This window comes from Nocardioides psychrotolerans (assembly GCF_900113685.1).
Taxonomy (GTDB): Bacteria; Actinomycetota; Actinomycetes; order Propionibacteriales; family Nocardioidaceae; genus Nocardioides; species Nocardioides psychrotolerans.
In genome coordinates, this window is record NZ_FOQG01000002.1 from 1 (window position 1) to 17,323 (window position 17,323).

The 17,323-nt window shown below is 70.9% G+C and carries 20 protein-coding genes; 9 read left to right on the forward strand and 11 right to left on the reverse strand.

Annotation, left to right across the window (positions count from 1 at the left end; all coding sequences use genetic code 11):
- Positions 1–187 (reverse strand): hypothetical protein (locus tag BM204_RS22915; protein WP_218153740.1); only part of this gene is annotated, 187 nt, incomplete at its 3' end.
- A gap of 54 nt (positions 188–241) precedes the next feature.
- Here BM204_RS22915 and BM204_RS02195 point away from each other — a divergent pair.
- A complete protein-coding gene (locus BM204_RS02195) occupies positions 242–586 on the forward strand; it encodes a hypothetical protein (protein ID WP_091110072.1) in 345 nt (114 codons plus the stop codon).
- Positions 587–601: 15 nt separating this feature from the next.
- Here BM204_RS02195 and BM204_RS02200 read toward each other — a convergent pair whose 3' ends face one another.
- The 4 genes from BM204_RS02200 to BM204_RS02215 are packed head-to-tail and all read right to left on the reverse strand — an operon-like array spanning position 602 to position 4,341.
- Positions 602–1,300, reverse strand: coding sequence for a hypothetical protein (locus BM204_RS02200; protein ID WP_143099631.1), 699 nt, complete (start codon positions 1,298–1,300; stop codon positions 602–604).
- 12 nt (positions 1,301–1,312) lie between these two features.
- Complete coding sequence (locus tag BM204_RS22140) at positions 1,313–1,777, reverse strand: hypothetical protein (protein ID WP_143099632.1); 465 nt, start codon at positions 1,775–1,777, stop codon at positions 1,313–1,315.
- Complete coding sequence (locus BM204_RS02210) at positions 1,774–2,892, reverse strand: serine/threonine-protein kinase (protein ID WP_091110077.1); 1,119 nt, start codon at positions 2,890–2,892, stop codon at positions 1,774–1,776. Before BM204_RS02210 ends, BM204_RS22140 begins: the two co-directional genes overlap by 4 nt.
- Before the next feature lie 15 nt (positions 2,893–2,907).
- Entirely contained in the window at positions 2,908–4,341 is a 1,434-nt protein-coding gene (locus tag BM204_RS02215; RefSeq protein WP_174813039.1) for an aminopeptidase P family protein, read from the reverse strand.
- A gap of 58 nt (positions 4,342–4,399) precedes the next feature.
- On the opposite strand from BM204_RS02215, the gene BM204_RS02220 reads away from it, so the two are divergent.
- The 4 genes from BM204_RS02220 to BM204_RS02235 all read left to right on the forward strand — a co-directional run bounded on the left by BM204_RS02220 (position 4,400) and on the right by BM204_RS02235 (position 9,467).
- Positions 4,400–5,521: a PrsW family intramembrane metalloprotease gene (locus tag BM204_RS02220; protein WP_091110079.1), complete on the forward strand. Its 1,122-nt coding sequence runs from the start codon at positions 4,400–4,402 to the stop codon at positions 5,519–5,521.
- Entirely contained in the window at positions 5,518–7,239 is a 1,722-nt protein-coding gene (locus BM204_RS02225; protein WP_091110080.1) for a dynamin family protein, read from the forward strand. Before BM204_RS02220 ends, BM204_RS02225 begins: the two co-directional genes overlap by 4 nt.
- 26 nt (positions 7,240–7,265) lie before the next feature.
- Positions 7,266–8,891 carry a GTPase gene (locus tag BM204_RS02230; protein ID WP_371863265.1) on the forward strand — a complete coding sequence of 542 codons (1,626 nt, stop codon included), beginning with the start codon at positions 7,266–7,268 and terminating at the stop codon, positions 8,889–8,891.
- 126 nt (positions 8,892–9,017) lie between these two features.
- The gene (locus BM204_RS02235) at positions 9,018–9,467 is read left to right on the forward strand and encodes a single-stranded DNA-binding protein (protein WP_091110083.1); all 450 of its coding nucleotides are present in this window, start codon (positions 9,018–9,020) and stop codon (positions 9,465–9,467) included.
- Between the two features lie 2 nt (positions 9,468–9,469).
- Here the strand turns inward: BM204_RS02235 and BM204_RS02240 are convergent, their stop codons facing one another.
- The gene (locus BM204_RS02240) at positions 9,470–10,336 is read right to left on the reverse strand and encodes a hypothetical protein (protein WP_091110085.1); all 867 of its coding nucleotides are present in this window, start codon (positions 10,334–10,336) and stop codon (positions 9,470–9,472) included.
- A complete protein-coding gene (locus tag BM204_RS02245) occupies positions 10,333–10,890 on the reverse strand; it encodes a sigma-70 family RNA polymerase sigma factor (RefSeq protein ID WP_246166472.1) in 558 nt (185 codons plus the stop codon). Before BM204_RS02245 ends, BM204_RS02240 begins: the two co-directional genes overlap by 4 nt.
- A gap of 104 nt (positions 10,891–10,994) precedes the next feature.
- Here BM204_RS02245 and ettA point away from each other — a divergent pair, with 104 nt between their 5' ends.
- Entirely contained in the window at positions 10,995–12,677 is a 1,683-nt protein-coding gene (gene ettA, locus BM204_RS02250; protein ID WP_091110086.1) for an energy-dependent translational throttle protein EttA, read from the forward strand.
- Positions 12,678–12,703: 26 nt separating this feature from the next.
- Here the strand turns inward: ettA and BM204_RS02255 are convergent, their stop codons facing one another.
- The 3 genes from BM204_RS02255 to BM204_RS02265 form a co-directional block, all read right to left on the reverse strand.
- Positions 12,704–13,201 carry a MarR family winged helix-turn-helix transcriptional regulator gene (locus BM204_RS02255; RefSeq protein WP_091110088.1) on the reverse strand — a complete coding sequence of 166 codons (498 nt, stop codon included), beginning with the start codon at positions 13,199–13,201 and terminating at the stop codon, positions 12,704–12,706.
- Positions 13,202–13,304: 103 nt separating this feature from the next.
- Positions 13,305–14,519, reverse strand: a complete 1,215-nt coding sequence (locus tag BM204_RS02260; RefSeq protein WP_091110090.1) for an acetyl-CoA C-acetyltransferase — start codon at positions 14,517–14,519, stop codon at positions 13,305–13,307.
- Between the two features lie 54 nt (positions 14,520–14,573).
- Positions 14,574–15,164 carry a TetR/AcrR family transcriptional regulator gene (locus BM204_RS02265; protein WP_091110091.1) on the reverse strand — a complete coding sequence of 197 codons (591 nt, stop codon included), beginning with the start codon at positions 15,162–15,164 and terminating at the stop codon, positions 14,574–14,576.
- Positions 15,165–15,292: 128 nt separating this feature from the next.
- Here BM204_RS02265 and BM204_RS02270 point away from each other — a divergent pair, with 128 nt between their 5' ends.
- Positions 15,293–15,475: a hypothetical protein gene (locus tag BM204_RS02270; protein WP_091110093.1), complete on the forward strand. Its 183-nt coding sequence runs from the start codon at positions 15,293–15,295 to the stop codon at positions 15,473–15,475.
- A 42-nt stretch (positions 15,476–15,517) separates the two neighbouring features.
- Positions 15,518–16,390, forward strand: a complete 873-nt coding sequence (locus tag BM204_RS02275; protein WP_091110095.1) for an acyl-CoA thioesterase — start codon at positions 15,518–15,520, stop codon at positions 16,388–16,390.
- Between the two features lie 16 nt (positions 16,391–16,406).
- Here BM204_RS02275 and BM204_RS02280 read toward each other — a convergent pair whose 3' ends face one another.
- The gene (locus tag BM204_RS02280; RefSeq protein ID WP_091110097.1) at positions 16,407–16,781 is read right to left on the reverse strand and encodes a globin; all 375 of its coding nucleotides are present in this window, start codon (positions 16,779–16,781) and stop codon (positions 16,407–16,409) included.
- Between the two features lie 99 nt (positions 16,782–16,880).
- Between BM204_RS02280 and BM204_RS02285 the strand changes: the two genes are divergently transcribed.
- Positions 16,881–17,306: an OsmC family peroxiredoxin gene (locus tag BM204_RS02285; protein WP_091110661.1), complete on the forward strand. Its 426-nt coding sequence runs from the start codon at positions 16,881–16,883 to the stop codon at positions 17,304–17,306.
- The last annotated feature ends 17 nt before the right edge of the window (positions 17,307–17,323 follow it).

A 17,323-nucleotide genomic window follows, 5' to 3' on the forward strand; every position in this document is an offset into this window, starting at 1 on the left:
CGATCAGGTTCGTGGGTGTGGGCGCGTCGTCATCGACCTCGTGGGGGTCGATCGCGGCGCCGGTCATGCGTCTAGTGTAGTCGAAGAGACGTTCGCTTGACAAGCGCAAGTGCACAAGTTCGTTCGCCGCGCACAGGTTCCCGACACTGATGACGGCAGCCGCCGGCCACGGCGCCGGCGCCGGCATCGGCCCCGGGGCTAGACCGGCTCAAGTCACGCGACGTCCCGCCGATCTGAAGACATGGCCCACGACCTTCCCGCCCCTGACGACCCGTGCTGGCGCCGCGCCCGTCCTCGCCACGAGGACAACGAGCTGGACCGGCCGCCGATGACCGACTCGCTGCTCACGCCACTGATGCCGTACGTCGTGTGGCGCACCCGCGTGCCCTACGCCCTCGCAGCGGCTGTGACCTGGTTCTTCGTGTTCCCGGTGCTGTTCGGCGGAGCATTCGGCGTGGGGCTCGCGCTGCTGGCGGGCGTGGTGTCCTCGTGGGTGCTGCTCGGTCGGCGCGCACCCGTGGAGGCTGAGGGCTACGTGGTGCTGGCTCTCACACCCATCATGGTGGTGCTGCTGCTCGCGACCTGAGCGAGCCGTGTCGGGTCAGCCGACGGCGTCGGTCAGCCGCCCCACGGCGGTCTCGGTGAGAGCGGGAAGGACGTCCTCGCCCGGGGCAGCGAGGTCGACCAGGCCGACGACGGAGAGCGCGTTCTCGACGCGGGAGACGACGAAGCTGACGTCGTAGGAGTAGCTCGTGCCCGGAGCCGAGATCGAGCCTGCGCCGCTGAAGCCGATCTGGTCGTCGGTCTCGCCGATGCCCGGGGCGTCGTCGACCGTGACGGCGAGGGCGAGGGCGGAGCCGCTCTCGGGGTCGGTGACCTCGACGGTCTCGCAGCCCGCCAGGCTCGCGCGGAACGCCTCGACCGCGGCGACGACCGTGGCGGTGTCCGCGTAGGAGTTGACGGCCGTGAGGACGCTGCGCAGGGACGTCTCGGTCTCGAGCTCGAAGTTGTTCTCCGCCTCGGTGTCGGCGTCCACGTCGGAGAGCTCGGTGAGCCCGCTCAGACAACCCAGGTCCTGGTCGTCGCTCTCGGACGCGCCGAGCTCGGTGAAGTCTGCGCCGACGTCGTCGAGCGTCAGGAGGGCGCCGTCGGCCTCGTCCTGGCTCAACACCACCGGCGCGTCCGAGCCGGTGCCGGACGACGGCCCGGACTCCCCACCGCCGCCGCCGCAGGCAGACAGGCTCAGGGCGAGCACGAGGGCGCTCGAGGACAGACCGGCGCGGCGCATCAAGGTCGACATGAGGGCAGTCTGTCAGCGACCCTTCTGGCCCTTCCCCTGGGGACCTTTGGATCCCTTCGGCGGCTTCGAGGGCTTGCCCGAACCCGTCTCCTCGTCGTCGGCCTCGTCGTCATCGGTCTCGCCCTCGGACGCGTCGTCCGTGGGCTCCTCGGTCGCGTCCTCCGTCGGCGTCTCGGCGGGTGAGGGGACCGGCAGCGCCTCGACCAGGGCCTGGATGGCATCGAGGATCCGCTCGGCCTGGGCCTGGTCGAGGTCTCCGCCCTCCACGGCAGCCGCGGTGTCCTCACCTAGGGACTCGAGCTCGTCGCGCGCGACCGCATAGCGGCCGTCGACGATGGCGCTGTCGATGTCGACCAGGCGGGTCGAGAGCGCCGGGACCGCGCTCGAGGGGGTGTCCTCGGAGCCGCAACCCGTCAGCACGAGCAGCGCAGCGGTGCCGGCGGCCGCGAGTCGCGTCGTACGACGCCGGCCGGTCACCCGACACCTCCGACCGCGTCGTGGAGGTCCTGCAGGGGACCCTCCAGGTCGGCGGGCGTGCCGGCCGGCACCGTGGTGTCGGCCGGAGTGCCACCAGCGGGGTCGGCTGGGCCGTCCGCCGAGCCACCGCCGGACGCGACCCCGGCGATCACGAGGAGCATCAGGATCGCGGCGATCGCGGCGCCGGCCCCCCGCACGTGCGGGGGCACCTCACGCCAGCGCGCGACGAGACGGTCCGTGGGTGACGGCCCTCGTGGAGCCGGTGCGGCGGGCGTCACTGCGGGCATCCGCCGCACGGTCGGCTCGATGTCCAGGACCAGTGTGGTGCCGGCGCCGTCGTCCCACGATCGCAGTCGCTCGGCGACCACCTCGGCCGACGGCCGGGCAGCCGCCTCCGTTGCGGTCATGTCGGTGAGCAGGTCACGCCACGACGCGGACAACGACGGCGGAATCTCGGGGGAGCGGCTCAGGCGGGCCAGCGCCGACTCGGTGGGGGACCCGGGGTAGGCCCGCTCCCCGGTGAGCACCTCGAGCAGCACCAGCCCGAGGGAGTAGACGTCGGCGGCCGCGGTGAGGTCGTCGCCGCGCACCTGCTCGGGGGAGAGGTAGGCGGCGGTGCCGATGGCGTGACCGGTCTGGGTGTGGCGGACGGTGTCGCCGATGAGCCGCGCGATGCCGAAGTCGGCCAGCTTGACCCGGCCGTCGTCGCCGAGCAGGACGTTGGCGGGCTTCACGTCGCGGTGCACGATGCCCTTGTCGTGGGCGTAGGCCAGGGCAGCGGCGAGAGCGGCGCCGATCCCGGCGACCTCGGAGGCCGGCAACGTGCCGCCGCGGGCGCGGTCGGAGAGCGTCGTTCCCTCGACCAACTCCATCACCAGGTAGGGCTGGTCGGTCGTCATGCCGGCGTCGAGCACCATCACCAGGTTGACGTGGCTGAGCTGGGCCAGGGTGCGCGCCTCTGCAGTGAAGCGCAGGCGGTCGGTCTCGTCGCCGGCCGTCTCGCGCAGCACCTTGATCGCGACCGGGCGGTGCAGCACCCGGTCCGTGGCGCGATAGACGTCGGCCATCCCGCCGGTGCCCAGTCGCTCCCCGAGGTCGTAGCGGTCCGCGAGCACGAATGCCTCCTGCGATCAGGGTCGGAGCGACCCCATCCACTCCTCGACGTCGGCCGAGGTGCGGGGGAGCGCCGCCGACAGGTTGGTGGACCCCTCGTCGGTGACCAGGATGTCGTCCTCGATGCGGATGCCGATGCCGCGCAGCCCCTCGGGGACGAGCAGGTCGTCCTCCTGGAAGTAGAGGCCTGGCTCGACGGTGAGGACCATACCGGCCGCGAGCGTGCCCTTGGCGTAGGCCTCGGGAGCTGCCTGGCCGCAGTCGTGCACGTCCATGCCGAGCATGTGGCTGGTGCCATGGAGGGTCCAGCGGGCATAGACCTTCGACTCGGGGTCCAGCGCCTCCTGCGCCGAGACCGGCAGCAGGCCCATGCCCTCGAGGCCGTGGGCCAGCACGCTCATCGACGCCGCGTGCACATCGGCGAAGGCCAGGCCGGGGCGGACCGCGTCGATGCCGGCCTGCTGCGAGGTCAGGACCAGGTCGTAGAGCTCGCGCTGGAGCGTCGTGAACGTGCCGTCGACCGGCAAGGTGCGGGTGACGTCGGCGGTGTAGAGGTTGTGGCCCTCGACCCCCATGTCGAGCAGCACCAGCTCGCCGGGAGTGATCGGGCCGGAGTTCTCGATCCAGTGCAGCGTCGTCGCGTGCTTGCCGCCACCCACGATCGAGTCGTAGCCGATGTCGTTGCCCATGGTGCGCGCGCGCCGGAAGAAGGTGCCCTCGAGCCAGCGCTCGCCGTGCTTCAGCACGTTGTCCCACTCGCGCACGGAGTCCTCGAACCCGAGCGCCGTGATGTCGCACGCGTCCTGGAGCTCGCCGATCTCCCAGGTGTCCTTGACCAGGCGCATCTCGGAGACCACGCGGGCGAAGTCGCCGTCGCGGGTCTCGTCGGGGGCCACCAGCGAGTCGACGTACGACGAGACGCCGCGGTGGACGCGCGTCTTGCCGGAGACCGACAGAGCCTCGGGCAGCGTGTCGATGTGGCGCACCTCGATGCCGAGCGAGGAAGAGATCTCGTGGGCCGACGGGCGGCGCCCGGCCCAGAGCTCGCCGTAGACCCGGTCGCGGAAGAACTCGTCGCTCTCGCGGGAGGATCGCGGGCGCGCGTAGAGCACCGCCTCGCCGTCCTCGACCACGAGCACGGCATCGCTGGTCTGGTTGCCGGAGAAGTAGGTGTGGGCGGTGTCGGAGCGGAAGCGGTAGTCGGTGTCGTTGGAGCGCTGCTTGTAGGTGCCCGAGGGCAGCACGAGACGTTCGCCCGGGAACACCTCGGCGAGGCTCGTCCGACGCCTCGCTGAGAGGTCGGTCACGGGGTGCGGGGGGAGGTCGAGCTCGCGGTCGCCCCAGCCCTCGCGCATGAAGGCGGAGTAGGCCGCTGGCACCGCAGGGTCGTGGGACTCCGTCGAGGGTGCTGTCGAGGGTGCGGTCGACTCGGGGCTGGTCTGCTCGCTCACGTGGTCACCCTACGCGCCGACATCAGCCGTTCGGTCCCTTGACGTTAGGCTTCCCTCTATGCCCGCTCCCCGTCGTGACAGCCGTGCCTTCACGGTGGTCGTGACCGTGCTGGTGGGCCTCGGCGCGCTGCTCACGCTGGTGATTCTGGCGTTCTCGGGTGCCCCTGCGATCACCCTCCTGGCGACCGCTCTCGCGGCCGTCCCGGTGGGCCCGCTGGTCGCGGGCTACCTGTGGTTGGACCGCTACGAGCCCGAGCCCAAGGTGCTGCTCGTCATGGGTCTGCTGTGGGGTGCCTTCGTGGCCACGATCGCGGCCATCCTGATCGGCGGCGTGGGGGGCCTGGTCGTCGGCTTCACCGACACCCAGTCGCTCGCGATCGTCGCGCCGGTGACGGAGGAGGCCAGCAAGGGCCTCTTCCTGCTGCTCCTGCTCTGGTGGCGTCGGGCCGAGATCGACGGCATCCTCGATGGGCTGGTCTATGCCGGCATGGTCGGCATCGGCTTCGCCTTCACCGAGAACATCCTCTACCTCGCCGCCGCCTACAACGGCGCGGACGGCATGGCGCCCGGCGGCATCGCCGGCATCACGGTGCTCTTCGTGGTGCGCTGCGTCCTGAGCCCCTTCGCGCACCCACTGTTCACGGCCTTCATCGGCATCGGGGTCGGCATCGCGGTCACGACCCGCAAGCCGGCCCTGCGCTGGGCGGCACCCCTGGGTGGCTACGCCCTCGCGGTGCTCACCCACGGCCTGTGGAACGGCTCCACCGCTTTCGGCCTGGCCAGCTTCGTCGGCGTCTACGTCGTGCTGATGATCCCGGCGGTCGTCGGTGTGGTCTGGCTCGGCGTGTGGATGCGCAGCTCCGAGCGCACCATGCTCGCCGCCGCGCTCGGCGACGCCTCGCGGCGCGGCCTGATCCCGGCCACCGACATCGGCTGGGTCGTCGACCTGCGCGCACGACGGGCGGCCCGTCAGCACGCCCAGCAGCGTGGCGGTCCGGCCGGTCTCCAGGCCATGAAGGACTACCAGCAGGCCGCCATCGAGCTCGGGTTCCTGCACCATCGGCTGCTGCGCGGCACGGCGCCCGCTGACTGGCAGCTGCGCGGTCAGGACCACCTGTCCCGCATCAACGCGGTGCGACCCGGCATCGCTTTTCCCGGACAGGTGGTGCCGACGCGATGAGCGACACGGGCAGCGACAAGATGCTCACCGCGCTGGTCCGACTGCGAGGCGCTCTCCAGGACGCCGAGCTCCCGCTCGACGTGCCCGGCATCGAGGACCAGCGCACGGCCCGCCGCGAGATGATCGACCAGCTCGAGGACTACATCATCCCACGACTGATGACGATCGACGCGCCCCTGCTGGCCGTCGTCGGCGGCTCCACGGGGGCCGGCAAGTCCACGCTGGTCAACTCGATCGTGGGCAGCCGCGTGACGACGCCCGGTGTGCTGCGCCCCACGACCCGCTCGCCGGTCCTGGTCCACCACCCCGACGACGCCGAGTGGTTCCGCCAGGAGCGGCTCCTGCCCGACCTCGAGCGCGTGCCGCACTCCACCAACGACCCCGACGCGCTCCAGCTGGTCGCCTCCGACGCGATCCCGGCCGGTCTGGCGATCCTCGACGCCCCCGACGTCGACTCCGTCGAGGAACGCAACCGCCAGCTCGCTGCCCAGCTCCTCTCGGCAGCCGACCTGTGGCTCTTCGTGACGTCCGCCGCGCGCTACGCCGACCAGGTGCCGTGGGACTTCCTCAAGCAGGCCGCCGAGCGCTCGACCGCGGTCGCCATCGTCCTGGACCGCACCCCCGACGAGGCGATCGAGACCGTCTCGACCCACCTCGCCCGCATGCTCGCGAGCCGTGGCCTCAAGGACTCGCCGCTGTTCACCGTCACCGAGGGCAAGGTCGACGACCAGGGGCTGCTGCCCGCCGAGCACGTCGCGGAGATCCGGGCGTGGCTCGACTCGTTGGCGATCGACACCGATGCGCGCGGCGCTGTCGTCAAGCAGACCCTGGAGGGGGCTATCCGCACGGTGGCCCGGCGTACGCACAAGGTGGCGGACGCCGCCACCGAGCAGGTCGCCCTCGCTGCTCGTCTGCGCGAGGACGCCGACCGTGCCTATGACGAGTCGATCGCTGCGATCATGACGGCCTCCGCCGACGGCACCCTGCTGCGCGGCGAGGTGCTTGCGCGCTGGCAGGAGTTCGTCGGCACCGGCGAGCTGCTCCGCTCGCTGGAGGACAAGGTCGGCTGGTTCCGCGACCGCGTCGTCAACGCCGTCAAGGGCAAGCCGCAGCAGGCGGAGCGCGTCACCGTCGCGGTCGAGTCGGGCCTGGAGACGCTGATCCTCGAGCACGCCGAGGCGGCCGCCGAGCGCGCCGAGGCGTCCTGGCAGCAGCTGGCCGCCGGCCAGGGGCTGCTCGGCGCCGCGGACCAGGACCTCGGTCGCGCCTCGCGTGACCTGCGCCGCAATGCCGAGCGGGCCGTGCGCGACTGGCAGTCCGACGTGCTCGACATGGTGCGCACCGAGGGCGCCGACAAGCGCGGCACGGCGCGCTTCCTCGCCTTCGGCGTCAACGGCCTCTCGGTCGCGCTGATGGTCGTGGTCTTCGCCAGCACCGCCGGCGTGACCGGCGCGGAGGTCGGCATCGCCGGCGGGTCAGCCGTCCTGGGCCAGAAGCTCCTCGAGGCGGTCTTCGGCGACCAGGCTGTGCGCTCCCTCTCCCAACGCGCCCGCACGTCGCTGGAGCAGCGCCTCCAGACGTTGTTCGCCGACGAGCGCGCCCGCTTCCTCACCCTTCTCGACGGGCTCGGCCTCCAGGCCGGCGCAGCCGAGCAGCTCCGCGGTGCCTCGCGCCGCATCGACGACCTCCGTTACGAGTCAAAGAAGGGCCCCGCGTGACCTCCCTGCTTGAAGGTGCGAAGAAGCTGGTCACTCGCGGGACCGAGATCGGAGCGCGGATCAGCGCGCTCGAGGCCGCGGCGGCCGCTTCCCGTGGCCGGGTCGACGACGACCTCGTGGACGAGGCCGAGGCGATCGCCGGTCGCGCGGCCGGACGGCTCAAGCTGTCCGCCCAGCACACGGTCGTGGGCATCGCGGGGGCGACCGGCTCCGGCAAGTCCTCCACGTTCAACGCGCTGACCGGCCTGGAGCTCTCGGCCGTCGGCGTACGACGCCCCACCACGTCGTGGGCCAGCGCCTGCGTGTGGGGCACCGAGGGTGCGACCGAGCTGCTGGAGTGGCTGGGCATCCCGCCGCGCCACCAGACCACGCGTGACTCGATGCTGGACACCCGCCGCGAGGACGCATCCATGGCGGGCGTGGTCCTGCTCGACCTGCCCGACCACGACTCGACCGAGGTCTCCCACCACCTCGAGGTCGACCGGCTGGTGCTGCTCACCGACCTGCTCGTGTGGGTCCTGGACCCGCAGAAGTACGCCGACGCGGCCATCCACGATCGCTACCTCGCGCCGCTGAGCTCGCACGCCGACGTCATGGTCGTGGTGCTCAACCACATCGACATCGTCCCCGAGGACCGGCGCGAGTCGATGATCGCCGACGTGCGCCGCCTGCTCGACCAGGACGGGCTTCGACAAGTCCCGGTGATCGCGGTCAGCGCCCGCCACGGCATCGGCATGCCCGAGCTGCGCGCGGAGATCGCGCGCCGGGTGGATGACAAGCAGGCGACCAGGCAGCGGCTCGAGGCCGACATCCGTGGCGTCGCGACCCGCCTCGCCGAGGCCTCCGGCGACGCCACGTCCCGCGCCCTCTCCGAGCAGCGCATCGCCGACCTCGACGACGCGCTCGCCGACGCTGCCGGGGTCCCGACGGTCGTCGACGCTGTCGAGCGCTCGACCCGACTGCGGGCCGGCCGCGCCACCGGCTGGCCGGTCGTGGCGTGGTTCTCGCGGCTCAAGCCCGACCCGCTCAAGCGGCTGCACCTCGACCTCGGGGATGCGGCGGCCTCGCTGTCGGGACGCTCGCGCACCTCGCTGCCGGCCACGACACCGGTGCAGCGTGCCCGCGTCGACACCGAGGTCCGCGCGCTGGCCGACGACGCCGCCGCCGGCCTGGGGAGGCCGTGGGCCGACGCCGTACGCCGGGCGTCGACCTCGCGCCTGCCCGACCTGGGCGACAGCCTGGACCGGGCCGTGGGGGAGACCGACCTCGACGTCGCCACCATCCCCAGCTGGGCGGGCGTGGTCCGGGTCCTCCAGTGGGCGCTCATCCTCATCGCGCTCGCGGGCGGGGCGTGGCTCGCGGTGCTTGCCGTCCTGGGCTACCTCCAGGTCTCCGTCGGAGACGCGCCCGGTCTCGGCCCCGTGCCGATCCCGACGCTGATGCTGCTCGGCGGCGTGCTGCTCGGCATCCTGCTGGCGGCGCTGTGTCGGTGGCTGGTCTCGGTCACGGCGAGCCGGCGTGCCGCGTCGGCGGACCGCCGGCTGCGCTCAGCCGTCCACCGGGTGACCGACGAGCTCGTCGTGCAGCCGGTCGCGGCCGAGCTGGCCGCCTACACCGTGGTGCGCACCAACCTCGCGACCATGCTGAAGTAGCCCACCGACCATCCACAGGTTCTGCTCGTGCGCGTTCCTCCACAAGGCCGGCCGCGGCCGCCCGCCGATGTCGGCGCCGCCGCGCAGCCTCGTCTCGACAGCACATCCGAGACGAAGGAGAACGACATGCTCAACGAGACCGTGGTGACGCTGCAGGGGTGGGTGGGCGGCGACGTCCAGGTCCGCCACGCCGGCGAGGCACTGGTGGCCCACTTCCGCGTGGCCTGCACCCCGCGCCGCTTCCGGCGCAGCAGCCAGGAGTGGGTCGACGGAGACACCCAGTGGTACTCCGTCAACGCCTGGCGGGGCCTGGGCGACAACTGCGCCCGCTCGCTGCGCCAGGGCGACCCCGTGGTCGTCCACGGCAAGCTCAGCGCCCGCACCTACGTCAACAACGCTGGTGTCGAGGTGACCACCTTCGAGGTGGAGGCCAGCCTGGTCGGCCACGACCTGAGCCGGGGCACCAGTCACTTCAGTCGCACACCCAAGGCGACACCGGCGGCAGCGGCGGTCTCGGACCCCGACGCAGAGCCGGAGGCGGAGCAGGGGAGCCGGGAGGTGCCGACGGCTGCCTGATCTCAGCTGGTCCAGGCGGGGTCCTGGGCGATGCGGGCCAGCTCCAGCACGGTGAGAGGCGGGGCGTCGGCGGAGGCAGGTGAGGTGAAGCCCCACTTGTCGTCGACCGTGTCGGTGGTGGCGAGGTAGACCAAGCCGCCGTCCGGTCCTCGCAGCGTCACCTCGAGGATGGTGATCTCGCCGATCCTCGAGGTCTCCACGCGCCCCTCGGGCGTCCCGTCCGAGGTCACGACCTGCTCGCAGAGCCCCACCGTGACCTTGCCTGGCGGGCAGGTGACGCGCTCGTCGTACGACGGCGACGAGGCGTTGACCTCGGTCGAGACGGTTCCGTCGGCCTGGGTCGTGGTCACCGGCGGCGGGACCTGCTCGACCTCCCGTGGGTAGAGCACGACCTCGAGCTTGCCGGGACCGTCGGTGTGCGTGGACAGCAGGGTGACACCCAGCCACCCCGGCACGACCCCGCTCTCGCCGGGGCTCGGGTCGTCGATCACCACCTGGTGCTCGACGACCCGCACGCCCGTGGGCAGCAGTCGCTCCAAGATGGCGAGCAGGTCTTCGGTGGGCGCGTCCCACCAGCCGGCGGGCCGTTCGGTCGTCTCGGGTGACTGGCTGGTGGGGACGGAGGTCGGGGTCGGCTCGCTGGCGACGTCTCCGCCGCGTGTGCCTCCGGTGCCGGTCGTCGCTGCGACGACGACCACCACCGTGGCTGCGGCGGCGAGCCCGCCTGCCCCGGCGAGCACGGTGCGACCGCGCCGCAACCGACGTCCCCGGGCGACGGCCAGCTCGTCGAGACGGACAGGGGCGGTGACGTCACGCATCGCGCGCTCCATCACGGCGCGGAGGTCGGTGGCGTCGTCGAGGTGGGTCATGAGGGGCTCCCATGGGTCAAGGTGGTCGGGTCGTCGAGGAGCACGCGCAGCGTGCGAAGGGCTCGGAGGCTGCGGTTCTTGACCGCGGCCTCCGTCAGGTCGAGCGCGAGGGCGGTCTGGGCGATGCTGCGGTCCTCCCAGAAACGGAGGACCACCACGGCCCGGTCGATCGGTGCGAGCTCGGCCAGTGCCGCCATGAGGGCCAGGCGCTCGGTGTGGTCGGTGTGGTCGGTCTGGTCGGTGCGGTGGGTGGTCTGCCCACGAGTGTCTGCCCGGCCCGTGCGCGTGAGGTCGGCCGCCGGCAGTTCACGGCTGCTGCGGCGGCGCCGGTCGGAGAGGAAGGAGTTGAGGAGCACCCGGTGCACGTAGGCCACGGGGTCGTCAACGGCCCGCACGCGTCCCCACCCGGCGTACGCCTTGGCGAGCGCGGTCTGGAGAAGGTCCTCGGCTGCGTGGGGCGAGGTCGTCAGCAGGTAGGCGCTGCGGTAGAGCTGGTGGGAGCGCGCGGCCATGAACTCCGCGAACTCCCGGTCGTCGCGTTCCGTGCGTCGCACGCGTCACCTCGTCCCTGTCCCGCGACCCAGGTGGGCCGTCGCAGGTAGAGACGCGGCGAGACCCCGATCAGGTCTCAACCCGGGTTTCCAACTAGGCTCGAGTCATGGCTGAGTATGTGTTCACCCTGCGCAACGTGCGTAAGGCCCATGGCGACAAGGTCGTCCTCGACAACGTGACCCTCTCGTTCCTCCACGGGGCGAAGATCGGGATCGTCGGACCCAACGGCACGGGCAAGTCGACCCTGCTCAAGATCATGGCGGGGCTCGAGCACGCCAACAACGGCGACGCGATCCTCGACCCGGGCGCCACGGTCGGGATGCTTCAGCAGGAGCCGCCGCTGACCGAGGGCAAGACCGTCCTGGAGAACGTCGAGGAGGCCGTCGGCGAGCTCAAGGCCAAGATGGCGCGCCTCGACGAGCTCTACATGCTCATGGGCGACCCCGACGCCGACCTGGACAAGGTCTCCGCCGAGGCGGGTGACCTCCAGAGCGAGCTCGACGCCGCCAACGTGTGGGACCTCGACAGCCGCCTCGACCAGGCCATGGACGCGCTGCGCTGCCCGCCGCCCGACGCCATCGTCGACACCCTCTCCGGTGGAGAGCGTCGCCGCGTCGCGCTCTGCAAGCTCCTGCTCCAGCAGCCCAACCTCCTGCTCCTCGACGAGCCCACCAACCACCTCGACGCCGAGTCGGTGCAGTGGCTCGAGGGGCACCTCAAGGACTACCCCGGCGCCGTCCTGGCCATCACCCACGACCGTTACTTCCTCGACAACGTCGCCGAGTGGATCCTCGAGCTCGACCGTGGCTCGACGCACCCCTACGAGGGCAACTACTCGACCTACCTCGAGACCAAGAAGGACCGCCTCAAGATCGAAGGGCAGAAGGACGTCAAGCGGGCCAAGATGCTCGAGCGCGAGCTCGAGTGGGTCCGCTCCAACGCCAAGGCCCGCCAGACCAAGAGCAGGTCGCGTCTGGCGCGCTACGAGGAGATGGCGGCCGAGGCCGACCGGATGCGCAAGATCGACACCTCCGAGATCAACATCCCTGCCGGCCCGCGCCTGGGCGACATCGTGCTCGAGTCGAAGAAGCTCACCAAGGGCTTCGACGGCCGCGTGCTGATCGACGACCTCTCCTTCTCGCTGCCGCGCGCCGGCATCGTCGGGGTCATCGGCCCCAACGGCGTCGGCAAGACCACGCTCTTCAAGATGATCACCGACCAGGAGCAGCCGGACGCCGGCGACCTCACCGTCGGCCAGACCGTCAAGATCTCCCACGTCGACCAGAGCCGTGGCGGCCTCGACCCGACCAAGAACGTCTGGGAGGTCGTCTCCGACGGGCTCGACTTCATCAAGGTCGCCAACTTCGAGATGAACTCCCGAGCCTACGTCGCGTCGTTCGGCTTCAAGGGCCCCGACCAGCAGAAGAAGGCCAACGTGCTCTCCGGTGGTGAGCGCAACCGCCTCAACCTGGCGCTGACGCTCAAGATGGGCGGCAACCTGCTGCTCCTCGACGAGCCCACCAACGACCTGGACGTCGAGACGCTCTCCTCGCTCGAGGACGCTCTGCTGGACTACCCCGGCTGCGCCGTGGTCACCTCCCACGACCGGTGGTTCCTCGACCGCGTGGCGACGCACATCCTGGCCTGGGAGGGCACCGACGAGAACCCCGCCGAGTGGTTCTGGTTCGAGGGCAACTTCGCGTCCTACGAAGAGAACAAGATCGAGCGTCTCGGTGCCGAGGCGGCGCGACCGCACCGCGTCACGCACCGGCGACTCACGCGCGACTGACGGTGGGCGGAGGTCCGCTTCGAGGCCTAGCGGATCTCCATCTCCGGGTGGCCGGCGATCAGGTGGTCGGCCACCGCGTTCATCACGCGACCCAGCGCGGCGAAGTCCTCGTCGCCGGCGAGGTCGACGAGGTGGTCGCGCACACCGTTGACGTGCGTGGGCGCGACGTTCTTCAACAGCAGCCAAGCGCGGTCGGTCATCTGGGCGACCACGCCCCGGCCGTCATCCGGTGAGTCGGCACGGGTGACCAGCTCGGTCTTCTCCATGCGCTTGATCGTGTGGGTGACCCGGCTGCGGCTGTGGGCCAGGGCGTCGGCCAGCTGGGCCATGCGCAGCTGACCTCCGCGCTCGGAGAGACGCACCAGGATCTCGTACTCCGCCAGGGAGATGCCGTGGTAGCGACGCAGGTCGCTGTCGAGCCGGTCCAGGAGCAAGGTCGTGCCGAGCACCAGCCCACGCCAGGACCGTTGCTGGTCCTCGTCGAGCCACTGTGTCTCGCGGGCCTCGCCGCCGATGTCTGCCACGCAGGGAAGTCTAGGAGCACGACACCGACGGCCGGTGACTCGAGTCGGCGCAATGTGACGGCGGCGGCGATCTTCGGCTGCCACATCGCGCCGACTCGGCAGGTCAGACGCGCTCGAGGATCAGCGCCATGCCCTGGCCGCCACCGACGCACATGGTGATCAGCCCGGTGGACTTGTCGTGCCAGTCGAGCGAGTTGATCAGCGTGTTCTGCAGACGGGCGCCCGTCATGCCGAAGGGGTGACCCACGGCGATGGCGCCGCCGTTGACGTTGAGCCGGTCGATGTCGATGCCCAGGTCCTGGTAGGACGGCACGACCTGGGCCGCGAAGGCCTCGTTGATCTCGACCAGGTCGATGTCGCCGATGCTCATGCCGGCGTACTTGAGCGCGTTCTTCGTCGCCTCGACCGGGCCGAGGCCCATGATCTCGGGGGAGAGGCCGCTGACGCCGGTGGACACGATGCGAGCCAGCGGGGTCAGGCCCAGCTCGGCGGCCTTGGTGTCGGACATGATGACGACCGCGGCGGCACCGTCGTTGAGGCCGCAGCAGTTGCCGGCGGTGACGAGACCGTCAGGGCGGAAGACCGGCTTGAGGTCCTTGATGCCGTCGTAGGTGACACCGGCCCGCGGCCCGTCGTCGACGCTGACCACGGTGCCGTCGGGCAGCGTGACCGGGGTGATCTCGCGGGCCCAGAAGCCATCGTTGATCGCCTTCTCGGCGAGGTTCTGCGAGCGCACGCCGAACTCGTCGAGCTCCTGGCGCGACAACCCGCGCAGCCGTGCGACGTTCTCGGCGGTCTGGCCCATGGCGATGTAGGCATCGGGGAGGAGGCCGTCCTCACGCGGGTCGTGCCAGTCGACGCCGCCCTCGGCGGTCTTGTCGGTGCGGGCCTTGGCGTCGTCGAAGGCGTGGTTGTGCGTGTCGGGCCAGTGGTCGGAGGTGCCCTTGACGAAGCGCGAGACCATCTCGACGCCGGCGGAGATGAACACGTCACCCTCGCCGGCCTTGATCGCGTGGAAGGCCATGCGGGTGCTCTGGACCGACGAGGCGCAGTAGCGCGTCACGGTGGCGCCGGGGACGGCATCCATGCCGTTGAGCACGTTGACGACGCGCCCCATGTTGTTGCCGGACTCCCCGCCGGGAAGTCCACAACCCAGGTAGAGGTCGTCGACCGTGTTGCGGTCGAGGGCGGGGATCTTGTCGAGCGCGGTCTTGACGATGGTCGCCGCCAGGTCGTCAGGACGCAGGTCCTTGAGCGACCCCTTGTTGGCGCGGCCGATGGGCGAACGCGCAACGGAAACGATGACTGCCTCGGGCATGGGCGGATCTCCGATCTCTGGTGGGTGATGCGGTGGTCAGACTAGAACAGGTGGTCAGGCGGGCTGATCGGCGCTCAGGGGTTGCATCGCCAGGGCGAGGGAGCGAGCGAGGTAGTCGCGCCGCTCGTCGTCCGGACGCAGCAGTGCCGAGAGCAGGATCCCATCGAAGGAAGCCATCATGGCCTCCGCGCGGTCGTGGGTCTGGTCCTGCCCGTGACCCGCCAGGATCTCGGCCACGACCCCGACGATCCTGGTGCGCTCGCGGCCCAGCAGGACGGCGAGCTCCGGGTCGCGTGCGGCCTCCATGGTGAGCTCGACCTTGGCGAGGACCAGGGCGCGCTCGTCGAGCCACCGGGCGAACATGGCGAGCACCAGCTCGACCGTGCGCGGGTCCTCGGGCGTGCAGTCGGCGATCTGCTCGAGCAGCTCGTCGATGTCCTGGCCGATCTGGCCCGCGACGTGCTCGGTGAGCGCGATCTGGAGGGCTCGTCGGGTCCGCAGGTAGGCCGACGTGCTCCCCTGCGGCAGTCCCGCGGCGCGGTCGACCGCCCGGTGCGTGAGCCCGCGCAGGCCCTGCTCGACGACGACCGCGGTGGCGGCGTCGAGGATCGCGCGGCGGCGCGGGGTCAACGCGGTGGGCGTCATCGGGCCTTCGTCGGGTGGGCTGTCACGGGCAGCTGGCGGAGCCCACACTAGTCATGCTTGCGCCGGAAGTTCTACAGGTGTAGTTTTCTACACAAGTAAAAACTACACCTGTAGAAAGTTGGCCCGCCATGACCTTCGACCTGCTCCCCTCCATCACCCCCTTCGCGATCGCCTTCCTCGCCGTCGCCGGCCTGGCGATCGTGCTGGCGCTGGCCGTGATGACCGACGTCGTTGTCGGAAACCGCCGCACGCGCGTGGCTCGTCACCAGTCGATCCGCACCTACTACGGCCGGCTCGCGCTCAGCCACTGATGCCCGGCGACGCTCCGGCGCGCCATCTGCGAGAGTCGGGGCGTGCGCCACGTCTACGAGTGCCCCCTGCGTTGGGCTGACCTCGACCTCCAGGGTCACGTCAACAACGTGGTCTACGTCGACTACCTCCAGGAGGCGCGGGTCGACATGCTGCGCACGCACGCTCCGGAGCCTCGCACCGAGGACCTCGCCGAGGGCGTCGTCGTGGTCCGTCACGAGGTGAGCTACCGAGCGCCGCTGCACTACCTCCGCGCGAGCGTGAAGATCGAGTCGTGGGTCACCGAGATCCGCGCGGCATCGTTCACGATGGCCTACGAGGTGTTCGACGATGCGCCGGACGAGGAGTCCGGGCGGACCGTCTACCTGCGCGCGTCGACCGTGCTGACGCCGTACGTCTTCGCCACCGAGCGCCCCCGGCGGATCTCCCCGGAGGAGCGCGAGGCGCTCACGCGGCTCCTCGAGCCCGTCGAGCGCGTGCGCCCCGTCCCGTTGGCGCCGGTCGAGCGCGAGCGCGCCAACCACTACCGCCTCCACGTGCGCTTCTCTGACGTCGACGTCTACGGCCACGTCAACAACGTGAAGTACTTCGAGTACTTCCAAGAGGCGCGGATCCGCCTGCACGCCCGGCTCCTGCGCGACGTCGAGGGCCTCGCGCACCCGACGATGGTGGTCGCCCAGACCGACGTCGACTACCGGGTGCCCATCATGTTCCGCCCCGAGCCGTACGACGTGTGGTCGCGCATCGTGCGCGTCGGCGAGCGCTCCATGACCGTCGAGGCCGAGATCTGCGACGGCGACGTCGTCCTGTCGCGGGCGCGGGTCGTCATGGTCTTCGTCGAGCCTGTGACAGGGCGGGCGGTCGCGCCTGATCCGGCCTATCGCGAGCTGCTGCTCAGCCCGTCACCGACCAGGTGAAGACCTCCCGCGCACCTCACTCCAGGGTGTTGACCATGAACTGCGCAGCGTGGGTGACGTAGTCCCAGAACTTCTCGTCCTGCTCGGGGGTGAGTGCGACCTGGTCGAGCCCGGCGCGGAAGTGCTTCAGCCAGTGGTCCTTGGCCTCAGGGGTGACCGCGAACGGCGCGTGGCGCATCCGCAGTCGGGGATGACCGCGGGTGTCGCCGTAGGTGGTGGGGCCGCCCCAGTACTGGACGAGGAACAGCAGGAAGCGTTCCTCGGCCGGTCCGAGGTCCTCCTCGGGGTAGAGGGGGCGCAGCACCTCGTCGGTGGCGACGCCCTCGTAGAACTTCGCGACGATGCGCCGGAAGGTCTCGAAGCCGCCGATCTCGTCGTAGTAGGTGGTCACGGATCCATTGTGCTGGGGACGCCCGGGCGCCGCGTCACCGGCGTGCGAGACTCAGCGACCCGAGCGACCCACGACACGATCCTCAAGGAGCGAACGCACATGGCAACGACTCGCAAGGCCACGACGCACTGGGAAGGCAGCCTCTTCGAAGGCGCCGGCAAGGTCACCTTCGAGTCCTCCGGGCTCGGCACCTACGACGTGTCCTGGCCCTCGCGTGCCGAGGAGGCGAACGGCAAGACCAGCCCCGAGGAGCTGATCGCCGCAGCCCACTCGTCCTGCTTCTCGATGGCGCTCTCCAACGGACTGGCCAAGGCCGGCACCGCAGCCACGTCCCTCGACACGACCGCCGACGTGGAGTTCACGCCCGGCACCGGCATCACCGGCATCAAGCTGACCGTGCGCGCGGTCGTCGAGGGAATGAGCAACGACGACTTCGTCGCCGCCGCCGAGGCCGCCAAGACCGGCTGCCCCGTCAGCCAGGCGCTGAGCGGCACCACGATCACCCTCGACGCCGCGCTGGCCTGACGCCGACACCGCACGAC

Coding starts and splice junctions, on each gene's coding strand:
- BM204_RS02220 (WP_091110079.1), top strand. CDS start 4,400: ATGCCCGCTCCCCGTCGTGACAGCCGTGCCTTCACGGTGGTCGTGACC.
- BM204_RS02195 (WP_091110072.1), top strand. CDS start 242: ATGGCCCACGACCTTCCCGCCCCTGACGACCCGTGCTGGCGCCGCGCC.
- BM204_RS02235 (WP_091110083.1), top strand. CDS start 9,018: ATGCTCAACGAGACCGTGGTGACGCTGCAGGGGTGGGTGGGCGGCGAC.
- BM204_RS02265 (WP_091110091.1), bottom strand. CDS start 15,164: ATGACGCCCACCGCGTTGACCCCGCGCCGCCGCGCGATCCTCGACGCC.
- ettA (WP_091110086.1), top strand. CDS start 10,995: ATGGCTGAGTATGTGTTCACCCTGCGCAACGTGCGTAAGGCCCATGGC.
- BM204_RS02260 (WP_091110090.1), bottom strand. CDS start 14,519: ATGCCCGAGGCAGTCATCGTTTCCGTTGCGCGTTCGCCCATCGGCCGC.
- BM204_RS02270 (WP_091110093.1), top strand. CDS start 15,293: ATGACCTTCGACCTGCTCCCCTCCATCACCCCCTTCGCGATCGCCTTC.
- BM204_RS02225 (WP_091110080.1), top strand. CDS start 5,518: ATGAGCGACACGGGCAGCGACAAGATGCTCACCGCGCTGGTCCGACTG.
- BM204_RS02200 (WP_143099631.1), bottom strand. CDS start 1,300: ATGTCGACCTTGATGCGCCGCGCCGGTCTGTCCTCGAGCGCCCTCGTG.
- BM204_RS02285 (WP_091110661.1), top strand. CDS start 16,881: ATGGCAACGACTCGCAAGGCCACGACGCACTGGGAAGGCAGCCTCTTC.
- BM204_RS02240 (WP_091110085.1), bottom strand. CDS start 10,336: ATGACCCACCTCGACGACGCCACCGACCTCCGCGCCGTGATGGAGCGC.